We start from the raw sequence: 15,709 nt of genomic DNA, 5'->3' as shown, positions 1-15,709 counted from the left end.
AAACAATCTAAAATATGGATAATTTTCTTTTTTCATATATAGTATTTATTTTTAGATATTATTCTTAAAATCTATGCTAAGACTAATAAATTTATTAACATATTTATTCTATTTATTATCTATACATATACTCTCTAGTCATTGGCAAATTATTATTTGTATCTTTTACAAAAACTATTTGATGTAAATCAATTACTCCATTGTTAAAAGATGCAACACAGCAATATAGGTACATTCTCCACATTCTTATAAATCTTTCATCAAATACTCTGCCATTACTATCATGCATTTTTCTAACCTTATCTATGTTGTTATCAAAATTTTTAGCCCAATGTAATAATGTATTTTTATAATGCAATCTTAAACTTTCAACATCTATTGTATAAAATTTATACTCAGCTGATAAAGATATTATTTCCCTTAATGTTGGTATTACTCCACCTGGGAATATGTATTTCTTTATCCATGCATCTCCCTGTGATTCCTTTAATCCACTTATATAATGAAGAACAAATACTCCACCTTTATTTAATACAGAGTTTACATTTTCAAAAAATAAATTATAATTTTCACGTCCTACATGCTCAAGCATTCCAACGCTTACAATCCTATCAAAACTTAATTTTGATTTCTTTAAGTCTCTATAGTCCATTATTTTTACATCTAAATAATCTTCTAAACCTTCTTCTTTTATTCTCCTTTTGAACTCATCATGTTGTTCCTGACTTAATGTTATTCCAAGTCCCTTAACCTTATATAATTTAGCAGCCTCAATAAGAAGACCACCCCATCCACATCCTATATCTAATAAAGTTAATCCCTCTTTAAGATTTAACTTTTTTAGTAAATGATGGACTTTATTCATTTGAGCATCATATAAAGTATCTGTTGGATTTTTAAAATATCCGCAAGAATAACTCATAGTATCATCTAGCCATAATTTATAAAAATCATTTCCTATATCATAATGATATGATACTTCTTCTTTTTGATGTTTTTCAGATGTTGAATTTTTAAATATCTTAGGTAAACTTTTAAAGTCAGTAGAAAACTTATCTATACACTTTAATAACTCATCAAATACAGTAAATAGATCTCCATCTATTTCTATATTTCCATCCATATAAGCTTCCCCAAACGCTAATGAAGTACTAGTTAATAATGCCTTCTTTGGTATTGGTTCTTTTAAATGTAGCTTAAATAAAGATTCATTTTTTCCAACTTTAATAACCTCATCATCCCAAAATTTCACTTCAAATGATAACTCTTCAAAATTCTTTAAAAAAGTTTTAAAGAATATTTTTTCCATATTCATAAATCTCCTCCTCAATACATTTCCCTTGTTAAACTTTTAATTCTTAGTGTAGCAAAATACTATTTTATAAACTTATTAATCCTAATAAATTTTATATCCACTCATAATATTTAATTTATAAATAACTACACTTTTCCTAGTACAATTTGAATCATTTTAACTAAACCAATCTAATTGAGATTATAGACAATGAAAATGAAAAATATACTTCTATTACTTCGCCATTAAATCTTAAAAATTACATGATTACGTATTAAAAATTTGAAATTTTTATTATTTCAACAAAAATAAAAAACAATCTCTAACTTATTCTTTAGAGATTGCTTTTATTTTATATATTATTATTTACTATATCTTTTTTCTAATTTATTTATATCTTCTTTACTATCTACCCATTCTTCCATGTCCCCACAATTACAACATAAATATCTTGAAATATTTACAGTACCATTTAAAAACCCTGCCGTAATATTATTTCCCGTTCCGTATATCCCAGTTTCACCAGGTATTCTTAAAATTTTCTCACCATTACATTTAGGACATATCTTTTTATTTTTCATATCTTAAGATTCCTTTTTAATTTATTTATATATTATTCTTTTAATATGCAAACATAAAAAATATTAAAAAAACTAATAGAATAAACCTCCTATTAATTAAGCTTTTTCTATAAAACCCATATATACATTCTAAAAATTATTTAATACTCATGTAATTAATTATTAATGTTAAATATCTTATACATATCATTTTTTCTGTCTTCATCAAAATCTATTTTATAAATATCTAGATATGTCTTGTCTATATTTCTAATAATGTCCTTTTGTGAAAGAATACTATTAACTTCAATTAATTTCTTTAAATCATAACCGCCTCCAAATACTCCATTTGTAATATTAACTTTATATCCATCATTAAAATTAATGTAATAATAAAAGCTTGGATATTTTCTATTTCTCCAATTTATACCTATATCCCCTTCTTTTATATCAGAATAGCTATACTCCTTTTCTAAAGGCTTTATAATATTATGTTTTATAACTTTATTTTCATAAAAAATCGTATATTTATTTAAGCTATAAATAAAAAATAATATTATAAAAATTAAGATGAAATAAAAAATTCTAGAATATAATTTATTTTTTCTTTTATAAATTATGTCTCTTGTCATAACTTTTATTTTAATTCTAAAGTAAAGCATTGCTATTATTATTGCTGGAAGTAAAAAACATACTATATTATCAAATAGCTTCGTTGTTATTATTAGATAATTCTCATTAAATCCTTTAATAAAACTTTCAATTACATAAGCTACTCCAATGAAGTGTAAAAATAATATTATTATTGTTAAAATAAAAATTCCTAGTCTCTTAAAAAATTCTCCTATTGATCTTGCTTCAAAAAGCCAATTGTATTGATACATAAATAACCTCTATTCAAAATTCATTATACTTTCTGTTTCCTACTTAAAAATTAAATAAATAAAAATGCTCATACTTACTGAATATGTAATACTTCTAATTATTGTAGCAGAAATGCTTTCTCTTCCCAAAAGAATTTTAATTATAATATCAACTAAAACTAGTACTACAGTTAAAAAGAATATTAACAATCTATTTTTTACAACATTCTTCATCCTATTATAATTTACCATAATTATGAAAAACACCAATGAACTTATCGCAACACTTATCACATATCGAATTAAAATGTTAAGATCCATCATTACCTCACTTGCCTCTTCCGAAACAATTTAATTATTTGATAATATAAAAATATTTATTAATAATCTAATACTTAATAATTAGAATTGATTTTCTTCTCGTTAATTATATATAGTTATTTTACACATTGATTTCTTTTAATTAAAATAACCACCCCAAACAGGTGGTTACTCTAATATATTCACATATAATTTTCTTATTGCCTCTTCTTATGTATGTCAATTTTTATTAAAATCAACTTAAATTAAATCCTATTTTCATAACTTTTAAGTAATCTTATATAATGATTTGCTTCTCTTAATACATGATCAGCCATAAGTGGAAGCATCATGGATTTTATTTTACACTCATCAATTCCTTCTGTACCTGATTTTTTAAAATCTCTAAAATTAATAGTTTCTGTTAAGGTATTATCAGTAACTCCTAACATTCCTGTAGAATCTATATCCATAGTACTTTGAATTAAATCATTATATACCTTTACAAATTCATCTGCTGTTCTTATAAGTTTTCCTTCAGAAGGGTCTAATAATCCTCTTATAAAAGAAGCATGTTCAAGCATAATATGGTCCCAAAACAATTCAGCATCCTTAATATTTTTTTCTTCAATATCTTGATCATTTTCCAAAGAATAAACATATGAACGATATAATTTTGCTTCATGTATTAAGTGATCTAAAAATGTAGGATAACTTGCCGTAAATATATTACATGCTAGTACTTCATTTAAAACCTTTGTTTTAAAATCTATTAAGCAATCAAGTAATTTTATAGCCATACTATTAAGCCTCTTTACAGAACTTTTTGTCTTATTATCATAATCTTTATGATCTTTTCCCTGTAGTTTTGTCTCTATAATTGTTATTTTAGAATTTATTTCTATACCAGTATAATGTTCTGTTTTTCTTTCTGTACTTAAAGTGTAATCAGTATAAAGTTCTCCTGAATCTAATACCTCTTCTCTAATTCTTCCATGACTTAATTTTATAGTATCTAATAAAAGTTTTTCAAATTGTAGTTTGTAGTTATCAGCTTCTTTAGCAAGCTTATCATTTTTAGGGGTAAATCCAGCCTCTAAAAAAATAGCATGCTCTTTCATAATTCGTGCATAAAATAAATGTAATTCTAAAGATAAAAAAATATATCTTTTACGTGCTAGCATGTCTTTTCCTCCATAAGAATTTTATTATAGTATATTTATAAAATTCATTTTATGTTCATACTAAGAAATTAATTTCATAAAGTAATCTTTATATGCTTAATTTTGTATAGAATTAATGCTAGTAATATATTAAAACTCTAATATACTACTAGCATTAAATCAAATATAAAACCCTAAACCCTATATTATTCTCTTAAATCAAATATGCACGAACACCCTAAACTTCCTTGACTTTTCATAATTTCACTGTATTCTATAAATTCCACTTCATAGCCTTTTTCTATAAGCATTTCAGTTACAGATTTATTACTGCTTAATAGCTTCTTATTTCCTAAATATACATAATTAGTTCCTAAGTCATCTGCATCTTTCTTAGATATTTCATATAAATTATTTATATATTTTTCTATTATTTTTTTATCATAAACATAAGGTGATATAACTGCACTTCCTTTATCTAGGGTATTGAAAACACAATCTAAATGTATTTTACTAGTATCCAAATTAACTGGAATAACTTTAGTATTATTTTTCATATTAACTAAAACTTCTTGAAGCTCATTGGCAGCCTGGATAGATGTTCTGCTACTAATTCCAACAAAAATAACATCTTGATACTTTATAACATCCCCGCCCTCTATATTATTCTTCATTTCATAATATTTTATATTATTATCTTTTACAAACTTCATAAAACTCTCAGTTTCAATTTTTCTATCTTTTTCTTTCATTTTACTTACAAAAAGTATATCATCAATTACAAAACCAATATCTTGAGTAAACACTTGTTGAGTTGCATTTTTATTTATATCTATAAAATATAGCTTTATATTATTTTTACTTAATGTATTTATAAAGTTATTATACTGACTATAAAGCAAATCATAGTTTATTTTGTTATAATATTCATTGCTTTTATCTATTATCTTAAAATTTACTGGATAGCATAGTATACAAGATTTTAATTCATCACTTTGGCAATAATTATATATTTTCATCTCTTAACTCCTATACATATAATATTATATATTTATAATTTCAATATAATCTTTATAATATTCACTTATGCAAAGGTCTAATAAAAGATTTTTTAATATACTTTATATTTGATTAGTTTTAATTATTAACAGGATTCTTGATACTTGAATATATTAATAGTGATAAATTATATATAGGAGACCTTTATGAAATATTTTGTTAAAACAAGTGATAATTCTAGAATTGCTGTGGAAGACTTAAATTCTGAAGCAGAGAAGACCATATTGTTTATACATGGATGGCCATTAAATCATAGTGTGTACGAGTATCAATTAAACTTCTTTCCTTCTAAGGGCTACAGATGTGTTGCAATCGACTTAAGAGGATATGGTGATTCTGATAGACCTTACAACGGATATGATTATAATACAATGGCCGCAGACATAAAAAAAGTAATAGACGTTCTTAAATTAAATGATATAACTTTAGTTGGACACTCTATGGGTGGTGCAATATCCATAAGATATATGTCTAATTATAATGGTCATGGTGTATCTAATCTTTGTTTAATAGGTGCTGCTGCACCTAGCTGGGTCAAAACAAGAGAAGTTCCTTATGGATATACAGATTCGGAAGTTACTACGTTTATAAATGCCTCTCTTAATGATAGGCCTAAATTCATTAGCGGTATTTCTGATTTATTTTTCTACCAATATGTATCTCAACCTCTTTTAAACTGGTTTAACAACATAGCCTTATCTGCTTCACCATGGGCTACTACTCAAGGACTAATTAGCCTAAAAAATGAAAGACTCTTTAATGATATCCCTAAAATAAAAGTTCCTACACTAATTTTACATGGAATACAGGATAAAGTTTGTCCTTATGAATTTGCTGAGTATTTAGATGAAAATATTGAAATTTCTATATTGATACCTTTAAAAGAAAGTGGTCACGCTGCCTTTATTGAAGAAAAAGATATAGTAAATGATACTCTTCTGAACTTTATGGAAAACAAGCTAAACTAATGATAATAAATCTATCTCACAATATATAATTTTTAATAGGAGCTGTTTTAAATCAGCTCCATTAAATTTTATAAGTTCAAATATTTTTATAATTAATTTTTATCAACTTTTATTGAAATTTTAATAACAAAGTCATCACCAACACTACTAGCTATTTCATCTATTAATACTTCTTCATAAGAATACCCATTAATTCTTAAATTATTTTCTTCTATATATTTTATCATTTTCTCATAAACCTTATAAACTTTATCATAATATCCATGTGAATATCCTACTAAATAAAGCCCTTTTGGCTTTAAAACTAAATCTTTATATTTTTTCTTTTCTATTACCTTACTAAAATAATAACTATACTTATTAAATCTTCTATTAATTAAATTTTCTTTATTTATAATTGATCCTACTGGATATCCATAATCCAAATCATTATCAATACAGTATTTTATATGTTCTGTATATGTTTCAATATCATAGTCATCTTCCGTTTCATTTACTGGATTGCTTAATACTATATACTCTTCCTCTTTTTCTTCTAAAACTAACTCACTTGTGGAATTAATTCCAACTTCTATTAAGTTTAATTTTACTTCTAAAAGTTTTTGAATCCTTCTAAGGTTATGTATTTCTTTTTCAACTTGCTCTTTTTCATATTTTAATAATTGTAATGTGTTTTCCGGATTTCTTTTATCTAAAAATTTTTTAATTTCTTTTAATGGCATACCAATTTCCTTTAATACTAATATTACATTAAAAACTTCCAACTGATATTTTGAATAATATCTATATCCATTACTCATAACCTTTTCTGGCTTAAATAAATCTATATTATCGTAATGAAAAAGAGTTTTCTTTTTTATTCCACAAAGCTCTGCAAATTCTCCAGTTGTATAATATTTTTTAAAATCTCCTTTCATAAATAGTAAACCTCCTATTGACTATTCCCTTACTGGATACTTTATTATAAGAAAAGAAAAAAATCAATTAAGATTTAGGAGTGTTAGATATGAATAATTCACTTGGAAAGGAAGTTACCTTTTTAAGTCTTATAAAATTTACTTTACCAACAATTATAATGATGGTATTCTTCTCTCTTTATACAATTATCGATGGTATATTTGTTTCTAGGTATATTGGATCAAATGCTCTTTCTGCAATAAATATAGTATACCCTGTTATTTGCATATTAATAGGAATAAGTGTCATGATGGCCACAGGAGGAAGTGCTATTGTGGCAAAATTGATGGGAGAAGGTAAAGATAAAGAAGCAAGAGAAAGCTTCACTCTTATAACAATAACTTCAATAGTTTTTGGAGTTATCATAGCTATATTTTGTTTATTATTTATAAAGCAAATTATTTATTTACTAGGTTCAACTGATAGTTTATATGAAAATTCTTATATTTACTTATTTACAATGTTAATCTTTACTCCTGTAATTATACTTAAAATGCTTTTTGATTATTTCTTAATTACAGCTGGTAATCCAAACTTAGGTTTATTAAGTGCAATCATAGGAGGAGTAACAAATATTATTTTAGATTATGTACTTATTGTACCTTTAAATATGGGACTTGTTGGTGCTGCATTAGCAACATGTATTGGTTATTCACTTCCATCGATAATTGGAATTATCTATTTCTTTAATAAAAAGAATACTTTACATTTTGTTAAACCTAAATTTAATTTTAAAACAATTTTATATAGCTGCAGCAATGGATCTTCAGAAATGGTAACTCAAATATCATCTGCTGTTACAACATTTTTATATAATATAATAATGATAAAACTTTTAGGTGAAAATGGAGTTGCCTCTATAACTATAGTTTTATATGCTCAATTTTTATTAGTTTCTGCTTATATAGGATTTACTTCTGGAGTATCACCGCGCATAAGTTATAATTTTGGCAGCAAAAATAAAGAGCAGCTTCATAAGATAATTAAATATAGTTATATATTTATAATGTTATTTTCAATCTCTACTTTTGTAATTTCAAAATACATGTCACCATCATTAGTTTCTATATTTGCTGGAAATGGAACTGAGATTTATGATATTACATTAAATGGATTTAACTTATTTCAAATAAGTTTCTTATTATGTGGAGTAAATATTTTTACATCTGGTATGTTTACTGCATTTTCTAATGGTAAAGTATCTGCTTTACTTTCACTTTTAAGAACATTTATATTCTTATCTAGTGGCATAATATTTTTACCATCATTAATAAGTGTAAATGGTGTTTGGCTTGCAGTTCCTCTTGCTGAACTTATGACTTTAGTATTTTCTTTATTTTATATTTATAAATATAAAAACATATATGGTTATAGCTATAAAGATTTAAAAGCTTATGCTTAAACAAAAAAGTTAAATCAATCTTACAATGTATTATAAAATAATCACACATTGTAAGATTGATTTAACTTTTTCTTTTTATATTTCTTCTTTTAATATTTCACTTAATAACTCTGGATAATCGGTAAATAATCCATCTGCTTTATTTTTAATAAGTAATCTCATATATATTGGCATATTAACAGTATATATATTAACTTTCAAATTATTTTCATGTGCTTCTTCAATTAGTTCTCTTGATACAAATCTTAAATCTGGATGAATTGCATCTACATCTAACTCTTTTGCATACTTAATTACATCTTCAATTGGTTTATCATATAATATTCCTGTCTTTATACTACTATCCAAGCTTTTAACTATTTTTATTGAATTATGATTAAAGCTTGATAAAATTATTTGATTATTTAATTTATACTCATTTATTAAGCTAATTACATCTTCTTCAATTCCCTTATAATGAATCTCATCTGTTTTTAATTCTATATTTAATGTTATATCTTTACCATTTATTAATCCTAGTACTTCTTCTAATGTTGGTATGTTACACTCTCTATTATCTCTAAATAACTTTTTTCTATTTTTAAGTTTTCTTAATTCATTAAGAGTAAGATCCTTAACTACTCCTTTTCCTAAGTAAGTACGCTCTACATCTTCATCATGAATTACAACAAGTTTATTATCTTTTGTCTTATGCACATCTATTTCTAGTCCATTTGCACCTGATTTAATTCCTTCATTTAATGCAAGTATTGTATTTTCTGGGTAATCAAAGCTTGCTCCTCTATGTGCAAAATTTATCATAATTCTCCTCCCTTATATTAATTAAATTTTTTTCTAAATATCAATTTATCTATTATTATTCCTATAAATATCCCAACAGTATAACAAATTAAATCAGAAAATAAAAATCCACGCCCTAATATTAATGCTCCTATTAAAGTGTTTCTTATTTTATTAATCCATTCTCCTTGGTATAGCTGAGAAATTTCTATTCCATAAGAAAATATTAAGGAGAATATTGTAATCTTTCTTATATTAAATCTATTAAATAAAAATGCTAATCCTAAATAAAGCATAGTTGCCCACAATGTATCCCCTGCATACTTACCTATAAAACTAGGTAAATAATTAATATATTTTCTTGAGACTAATCCAAAGCACATTGTAGTTAAAGTTAATAATAAATAAATTATTCTACTTCTGCCAAAATTACTTTCTTTATTTTTAAGCAAAGTTCCAAGCTTTCTCATTTTATATAATCCTCTATTTTTCTATAAACTATTTCTTCTGGATATAACGCCATGACTGAATCATCATCTATTAACTTGTAATATTTCGTTGAGTAAGTAACAATAAATTTACTGTTTGGTAATTCAAATTTTAATATTTCACCATAACAGTTAGGTTTTCCTCCTGATGGCTCTCCTACTATCTTTGCATTAGTTTCATTTATAAATTCATAGACATTTAAAAGGGCTGATGAAAAAGTTCTTCTACCAATTATGACTTTTAAATTTTCACGTTTATTTATATAATTATTTGTTTTTATAAAATCTATAAGCGGTCTAATTAATCTAGAATCACCTCCAAGATTATCACTTAAATCCAATGTTAGTCTTTCAATAGAATTTTTATTAATATACTCAACTACATCATTTATCTTTTGACTTAATTTTATATCTCCATCTTCTCTACATGAATTATACTTTATATATATTTCTTTTGAATCTATCAAATGTTCATACCAAAAGTTTTCAAATTCATTTTTTGCATATATAGGTAATTTATATTCTTCTGTATATATCAATTCCTCTAAGGATACAGTCTCTGCATTACATTCAAAATCATTTACTTTAATCTTGACTTTATCTACTGAATCTATTAATAATAATCCATAAAGTATATCAGCTGCTTGAATATATTTCATGCTCTGCTCTTTAAATAAAAATTCATTTTCATAGGAGATTATTTCTTTTAGTTCTTCTATAATTTCATATATTGATATATCCTCAATTGAGCTTACCTTTTTATACAACAAATTTTTATATTTTTCAGTAGTCTTTATTATATAAATTTCATCATTAAACCAATAAAACTTAAATGGTAAATACTTTTTTACTGGAAAAATGATAGAAGTATGTGCATCCTTTACTGATGCAACAATTCTACTTAACTCAACCTTCATATCATCGTAATCTAAATTATTTACTATTGATTTTAAATAATTTATTTTTTCTTCAAACTCATCTCTTGATATATGAAAAAATAAATTTTTATGTCTTTTTATTAAGTTTTCTTTTAAATAATCTATATCTTCAAACCATTTTTCTTCCCATGTATTGCTCATTATAGCTCCTTTATTTTATTAAGTTTATTATATTAGTTATTATAAATTACTTTTTACTATATTTTTTATAATAAATTTAATTTATATCCTATTATTTACTATATCATTATTAAAGAATAAAGAGACGCATTTATTTCAACTAAACTTTTACTAGTTAGTTAAATAATTACGTCTCTCTCTTTTTAAGATTATCTACTTAGTTAAACCTTAATAATATTAATCTTTTTAATACCTATAAAAATAAAATATTTCTAATATAATTTTATTCTATTCTTATTCTATTTTTATTTGCCCCATCATACCTTCTTCCTCATGTTCTAGTATGTGACAATGATACATATATGTTCCTATATCATTAAACCTTACTATAAGTTTTACTTCTTCGTCAGGATTAATAAATACAGTATCTTTCCATCCCATTTCTTCTGGTAAAGGCTCTTTGCCATTCCTTGTTAGAACTTGAAATTGTGTTCCATGTATATGAAACGGATGTCCCATAGAATGCATCATTGTGGCTGGATTTGTAACTGTCCAAATTTCTGTTTCTCCGTATTTACCTACTTCATTTATTATATCCATATCAAACTCCTCACCATTTATGGATACCATATGTCCCATTCCCCTAAGTTCAAAGCTTCTTTCTTTAGTTACATTTTCCTTTGTCATTCTATTTATGGTAGTTAAGCTATTAGGTATTTCTGTTGTATCTTCTACTTTATCATTAACATTAAATGTCATTATACTTTTATTATCACTTTTTAATTCTATTTTAGTTCCAACTTCATACTTTGAAAAATCAACTATTATCTCGCCTCTTTCCCCAGGTGATAGTAAAATACTACTTTGTTTTACCGGAGCTTCTAAAACCCCTCCATCTGAAGCAATTTGATAAAATTCATCATTATTGCTTAATCTCACGTCAAAGTTACTTGAATTAGCCCCATTTACTATTCTTAATCTAACTTTTTCAGTTTTAACATCTAAAGTTGGGTTAATTGAACCATTAATAATTATTGTATCACCTACTGCTCCATCCATTATATTTGTATCATATATAAAGCTTCCATCTTTATTAAAGCTTCTATCTTGAATAACTAATGGTATATCATTTACTCCATATTCCTTAGGGATGTTTAAACTTTTAGATACTTCATCTTCAATATAAAATAGCCCTGCTAATCCCTTATAAACTTGTGTTGCTGTACTTCCAATAAAATGTGGATGATACCATAAAGTTGCTGCTGGCTGATTTATAGTAAAGCTTGGCTCCCAAGTATCTCCTGGTTGTATTCCTTGATGAGGCCCTCCATCATTTTTACCATCTACCTCTAATCCATGCCAATGAAGAGTTGTTGCTTCCTTCAATTTATTATTAACATGAATATTTACCTTTTCTCCTTTATTTACTCTTATTACCGGACCTAAAAAGCTTCCATTATACCCCATAGTATCTGTTTCTTTATTACCTATGAAGTTAGTTTTTCCTTCTTGTGGTTCTAATGTAAATTCAGCTATATTTTCATCTGGATTTGTATCCTCTAAAAGTTCTGGTATTGGTAATTTATTTTTATTCTTATCTACCTTATTAGCATCATCTATCTGATTATTATTAGTTATATTTGTTTCTTCTTTTCCATTTGTGTTTTTCATTAAAAATCCTTTAATAGGATTCTGCAATAAAGCATATATGATTACTATTGCTAAGGCAACGACTCCTACTATTATATATTTACTACTTTTCTTATTCATCTTACTTCTCCTATAAATATTAATTATTATTTAATATTTATTATAAATAATAATTATGTGGAAATTATGAAGATACTTATATGTCATATATTCATATAAAAAATTTATGGTTAAAAGTGAATTAAAAGCACATCAAATTTAATTGCTCCTTAATAGTAAAAGTTTTATTTTTTACTATTAATCAACATATCAAATAATGATGTGCTTTTTATTAAATATTAATTTAAATATTAGATGTTATGACAATCCTCATAAAGGCCTTCAACTTTTTCCCAGTCTATTACATTCCATATATTTTTAGCATAATCAGCTCTTAAGTTCTTATATTTTAAATAATAAGCATGTTCCCATACATCTATTGTTAAAATTGGAATAAGGTTATCCATAACTGGTGAGTTTTGATTAGCTCTCTTTACTATTGATAACTTTCCATCTTTATCTTTAACTAAGAATCCATATCCTGATCCAAATTGAGATATAGCTGCATTTGTTAATTCTTCTTTTAGCTTTTCTACGCTACCAAAAGTTTTATTTATTTCTTCAAGTAATTTTCCTTCTGGAGCTTTCTTTGGAGTTGGAGAAAGTACTGAGAAATATAAATTATGATTTGATACTCCACCACCATTATTTACTACTGCTGGTCTTATTTCTTCTGGTAAATCCTCTATATCTTTTATTAATTGATCTAAAGTCTTTCCTTTTGTATATTCTTCATAGCCTTCTAAAGCTTTATTTAAGTTAGTTTCATATGTTTGAAGATGCTTTCCATAATGTGTTTTTACTGTTTCTTCATCTATATATGGTTCTAATGCATCAAATGCATATGGTAAATTAATTTTGTTGTACATAGTTTATCTCTCCTTTATTTATGTTCCTACTATTATTTGATATATAATACAAACTAATTAATTATAAGTAAATATATTGAATCTTATATATCAAATATAATTTACCCTTATTTTGTAATTATTATGTATAGATTGTTAGTTATTATAATTCCTTTATTTATTATTTTCTTTAATATTAAATCTATTTTTTAACTATCCCTCTAACAAATGCTTACATTTATATACAATTAAACTAAATAAAATGACACTTTTAGAGACTTATAAGAATGATTATCTTCATAAAAATAACACAATTATTTCATATACTTTTTTTAACTAGTAATTAGGAGGATATCTATGGGTATTAAAAGAGAAAAAATTAAAGTTTATGAAATGACTTGTACATCATGTGAAAAAAGAATTGAAAACACTGTGAAAAAAATTAATGGCGTAATAAGCGCCAAAGCAAACTATACTAAGGAAACTCTAGAAATTGAATATGATACTGACCTATGCAATCTAGATGAAATAAAAAAAGCTATAAATAAAGCTGGATATTCTACTGAAGCTTCAAGCAATTTTGGAACTATAGGAATACTTGTAATAATATTTATTATATTAATTCTTGGATTCAGAACTAGTGGCTTTGATATGGAATCAAAACTTAGTAATGCTTCATATGCTTTTCTTTTTATAGTTGGTATATTTACTTCCATTCACTGTGTAGGAATGTGTGGCGGTATAATGCTTTCTCAAAGCTTATCTTTTGCTAAAGAAAGCAAATCGAAACTTGAATCAATAACCCCTTCCTTATTATATAATATTGGTAGAGTTATCTCTTATACTATTTTAGGTGGAATAATTGGTGGGATAGGTTCAGTATTTTCATTATCAGTTACTGCAAAAGCATTCATTCAAATATTTGCAGGGATATTCATGGTTATAATGGGTTTAAACATATCGGGCTTTAAATTTTTTAGAAAGTTTAGCATAAGAATTCCAAACTTTCTATCTCAATATAAAAGAAAATTTAATTCACCTTTTATTGTAGGACTTTTAAATGGATTTATGCCTTGCGGTCCACTACAAACTATGCAGCTTTTTGCTCTTGGTACAGGAAGTGCATTTAAAGGTGCTTTATCAATGTTCATATTTGCTTTAGGTACCGTTCCTCTAATGCTTACTTTTGGCGCAATTTCTGGTTTCTTAAGTAAAGGTTACACTAAAAAGCTTCTTAAACTTAGTGGCGTTCTTATTATAGTTTTAGGAGTAATAATGGGTAATAGAGGTTTAGCTCTTTCTGGAATAAATATAAATCCATTAGGTTTTATGATGAAAGGCTCTTATGCATCAAATGCTAGCACTGATTCATCTAAAGCAGTTATTGAAGATGGAGTTCAAATTATAAATATGACTGCTAATAATAATGGTTATAGTCCTAATGTATTTTATGTTCAAAAGGGTATACCTGTTAAGTGGGTAATTAATGGTGAAAGCCTTAACTATTGTAATAATTCAGTAGTAGCTAACTCATTAAATATTCAGCAAAAACTTAAAAGTGGAGAAAATGTAATTGAATTTACACCAAATGATAAGGATATAAATTTCAGCTGTTGGATGGGAATGATTAGAGGAGTAATTAAAGTTGTAGATGACTTAGCTTCAGTTGATACATCTAAATACGATCCTTCACTTCCTAGTACAAGTAATGGACCTAGCTGCTGTGCTGTTCCACTAAATAATTCTCCATCTTATCCAGAAACTTTAATTACAACTTCAAAAGTAACTGAAAAATTCCAAACAGCTATTATTAATGGCGTAGGTAACAAATTCCAACCATTAACATTAGTTGCAAAAAGTAATCTAGACTTTAATCTTACAATAGACTTAACTAATTATACTAATTATGAAGGTGAATATATAATATCCAGTGTTAAAGATGGAAGCACAGTAAGCTCCTTTATTGGACAGAAGGGAATATTTGAAATTCAATTAAACTTAGCTTCTACTGGAGGATATGCAATAACAAAAAATGATGAAATTCTTGGTATAATTGAAGCAGTTGATGATATGGATAATGCTGATTATGATGGAATTGTAAATAAATATCTTCGTTTTAATTAAATATTTTTAAGCTAATAATTATATATTGAGAGAATATATAAAAATCAAAGGGGATCGCGTTTTGCGACCCCCTTTGTATATTAATAAATCTAGCAA

Annotated in this window: 15 protein-coding genes; 3 read left to right on the top strand and 12 right to left on the bottom strand. The window is 25.5% G+C overall.

Annotated elements, in window-relative coordinates:
- Positions 1–115: 115 nt before the first annotated feature.
- The 6 genes from J2Z25_RS06365 to J2Z25_RS06340 form a co-directional block, all read right to left on the bottom strand.
- On the bottom strand, positions 116–1,315 hold the full coding sequence (locus J2Z25_RS06365) for a class I SAM-dependent methyltransferase (protein WP_209739190.1): 1,200 nt from the start codon (positions 1,313–1,315) through the stop codon (positions 116–118).
- 341 nt (positions 1,316–1,656) lie between these two features.
- Positions 1,657–1,875, bottom strand: a complete 219-nt coding sequence (locus J2Z25_RS06360) for a hypothetical protein (protein WP_209739188.1) — start codon at positions 1,873–1,875, stop codon at positions 1,657–1,659.
- 155 nt (positions 1,876–2,030) lie between these two features.
- Positions 2,031–2,738, bottom strand: coding sequence for a hypothetical protein (locus J2Z25_RS06355; protein ID WP_209739187.1), 708 nt, complete (start codon positions 2,736–2,738; stop codon positions 2,031–2,033).
- A 39-nt stretch (positions 2,739–2,777) separates the two neighbouring features.
- Entirely contained in the window at positions 2,778–2,969 is a 192-nt protein-coding gene (locus J2Z25_RS06350; protein WP_209739185.1) for a hypothetical protein, read from the bottom strand.
- A gap of 314 nt (positions 2,970–3,283) precedes the next feature.
- Positions 3,284–4,201, bottom strand: coding sequence for a DUF2935 domain-containing protein (locus tag J2Z25_RS06345; RefSeq protein WP_209739183.1), 918 nt, complete (start codon positions 4,199–4,201; stop codon positions 3,284–3,286).
- A gap of 185 nt (positions 4,202–4,386) precedes the next feature.
- Positions 4,387–5,199 carry a dimethylarginine dimethylaminohydrolase family protein gene (locus tag J2Z25_RS06340; RefSeq protein ID WP_209739181.1) on the bottom strand — a complete coding sequence of 271 codons (813 nt, stop codon included), beginning with the start codon at positions 5,197–5,199 and terminating at the stop codon, positions 4,387–4,389.
- Between the two features lie 186 nt (positions 5,200–5,385).
- On the opposite strand from J2Z25_RS06340, the gene J2Z25_RS06335 reads away from it, so the two are divergent.
- Positions 5,386–6,207, top strand: a complete 822-nt coding sequence (locus tag J2Z25_RS06335; RefSeq protein WP_209739179.1) for an alpha/beta fold hydrolase — start codon at positions 5,386–5,388, stop codon at positions 6,205–6,207.
- Positions 6,208–6,299: 92 nt separating this feature from the next.
- Here the strand turns inward: J2Z25_RS06335 and J2Z25_RS06330 are convergent, their stop codons facing one another.
- Entirely contained in the window at positions 6,300–7,124 is an 825-nt protein-coding gene (locus J2Z25_RS06330) for a MerR family transcriptional regulator (RefSeq protein ID WP_209739177.1), read from the bottom strand.
- 89 nt (positions 7,125–7,213) lie between these two features.
- Between J2Z25_RS06330 and J2Z25_RS06325 the strand changes: the two genes are divergently transcribed.
- A complete protein-coding gene (locus J2Z25_RS06325; protein WP_111928096.1) occupies positions 7,214–8,566 on the top strand; it encodes an MATE family efflux transporter in 1,353 nt (450 codons plus the stop codon).
- Positions 8,567–8,641: 75 nt separating this feature from the next.
- On the opposite strand, the gene J2Z25_RS06320 is transcribed toward J2Z25_RS06325, so the two are convergent.
- The 5 genes from J2Z25_RS06320 to J2Z25_RS06300 all read right to left on the bottom strand — a co-directional run bounded on the left by J2Z25_RS06320 (position 8,642) and on the right by J2Z25_RS06300 (position 13,510).
- Entirely contained in the window at positions 8,642–9,367 is a 726-nt protein-coding gene (locus J2Z25_RS06320; protein ID WP_111928097.1) for a glycerophosphodiester phosphodiesterase, read from the bottom strand.
- Between the two features lie 17 nt (positions 9,368–9,384).
- Positions 9,385–9,816 (bottom strand): ribosomal maturation YjgA family protein, encoded by a 432-nt coding sequence (locus tag J2Z25_RS06315; protein ID WP_111928098.1) that lies wholly within the window; start codon positions 9,814–9,816, stop codon positions 9,385–9,387.
- Positions 9,813–10,913 (bottom strand): S41 family peptidase, encoded by a 1,101-nt coding sequence (locus J2Z25_RS06310; protein ID WP_111928099.1) that lies wholly within the window; start codon positions 10,911–10,913, stop codon positions 9,813–9,815. Before J2Z25_RS06310 ends, J2Z25_RS06315 begins: the two co-directional genes overlap by 4 nt.
- Positions 10,914–11,186: 273 nt before the next feature.
- Complete coding sequence (locus J2Z25_RS06305) at positions 11,187–12,662, bottom strand: multicopper oxidase family protein (RefSeq protein ID WP_209739175.1); 1,476 nt, start codon at positions 12,660–12,662, stop codon at positions 11,187–11,189.
- Positions 12,663–12,892: 230 nt separating this feature from the next.
- Positions 12,893–13,510 carry a superoxide dismutase gene (locus tag J2Z25_RS06300; RefSeq protein WP_008677070.1) on the bottom strand — a complete coding sequence of 206 codons (618 nt, stop codon included), beginning with the start codon at positions 13,508–13,510 and terminating at the stop codon, positions 12,893–12,895.
- Positions 13,511–13,846: 336 nt separating this feature from the next.
- Between J2Z25_RS06300 and J2Z25_RS06295 the strand changes: the two genes are divergently transcribed.
- Complete coding sequence (locus tag J2Z25_RS06295; protein ID WP_209739173.1) at positions 13,847–15,613, top strand: urease accessory protein UreH domain-containing protein; 1,767 nt, start codon at positions 13,847–13,849, stop codon at positions 15,611–15,613.
- Positions 15,614–15,709 lie beyond the last annotated feature (96 nt).

It is taken from the genome of Clostridium tertium (assembly GCF_017873245.1).
Taxonomy (GTDB): Bacteria; Bacillota; Clostridia; order Clostridiales; family Clostridiaceae; genus Clostridium; species Clostridium tertium.
The sequence above is the reverse complement of the archived record's forward strand: the minus strand, read 5'-3'. Positions and strand labels throughout refer to the sequence as shown.

Excerpts from the sequence above, each read along its gene's own strand:
- J2Z25_RS06365 (WP_209739190.1), bottom strand. The coding sequence starts at position 1,315 with ATGAATATGGAAAAAATATTCTTTAAAACTTTTTTAAAGAATTTTGAA.
- J2Z25_RS06360 (WP_209739188.1), bottom strand. The coding sequence starts at position 1,875 with ATGAAAAATAAAAAGATATGTCCTAAATGTAATGGTGAGAAAATTTTA.
- J2Z25_RS06355 (WP_209739187.1), bottom strand. The coding sequence starts at position 2,738 with ATGTATCAATACAATTGGCTTTTTGAAGCAAGATCAATAGGAGAATTT.
- J2Z25_RS06350 (WP_209739185.1), bottom strand. The coding sequence starts at position 2,969 with ATGGTAAATTATAATAGGATGAAGAATGTTGTAAAAAATAGATTGTTA.
- J2Z25_RS06345 (WP_209739183.1), bottom strand. The coding sequence starts at position 4,201 with ATGCTAGCACGTAAAAGATATATTTTTTTATCTTTAGAATTACATTTA.
- J2Z25_RS06340 (WP_209739181.1), bottom strand. The coding sequence starts at position 5,199 with ATGAAAATATATAATTATTGCCAAAGTGATGAATTAAAATCTTGTATA.
- J2Z25_RS06335 (WP_209739179.1), top strand. The coding sequence starts at position 5,386 with ATGAAATATTTTGTTAAAACAAGTGATAATTCTAGAATTGCTGTGGAA.
- J2Z25_RS06330 (WP_209739177.1), bottom strand. The coding sequence starts at position 7,124 with ATGAAAGGAGATTTTAAAAAATATTATACAACTGGAGAATTTGCAGAG.
- J2Z25_RS06325 (WP_111928096.1), top strand. The coding sequence starts at position 7,214 with ATGAATAATTCACTTGGAAAGGAAGTTACCTTTTTAAGTCTTATAAAA.
- J2Z25_RS06320 (WP_111928097.1), bottom strand. The coding sequence starts at position 9,367 with ATGATAAATTTTGCACATAGAGGAGCAAGCTTTGATTACCCAGAAAAT.
- J2Z25_RS06315 (WP_111928098.1), bottom strand. The coding sequence starts at position 9,816 with ATGAGAAAGCTTGGAACTTTGCTTAAAAATAAAGAAAGTAATTTTGGC.
- J2Z25_RS06310 (WP_111928099.1), bottom strand. The coding sequence starts at position 10,913 with ATGAGCAATACATGGGAAGAAAAATGGTTTGAAGATATAGATTATTTA.
- J2Z25_RS06305 (WP_209739175.1), bottom strand. The coding sequence starts at position 12,662 with ATGAATAAGAAAAGTAGTAAATATATAATAGTAGGAGTCGTTGCCTTA.
- J2Z25_RS06300 (WP_008677070.1), bottom strand. The coding sequence starts at position 13,510 with ATGTACAACAAAATTAATTTACCATATGCATTTGATGCATTAGAACCA.
- J2Z25_RS06295 (WP_209739173.1), top strand. The coding sequence starts at position 13,847 with ATGGGTATTAAAAGAGAAAAAATTAAAGTTTATGAAATGACTTGTACA.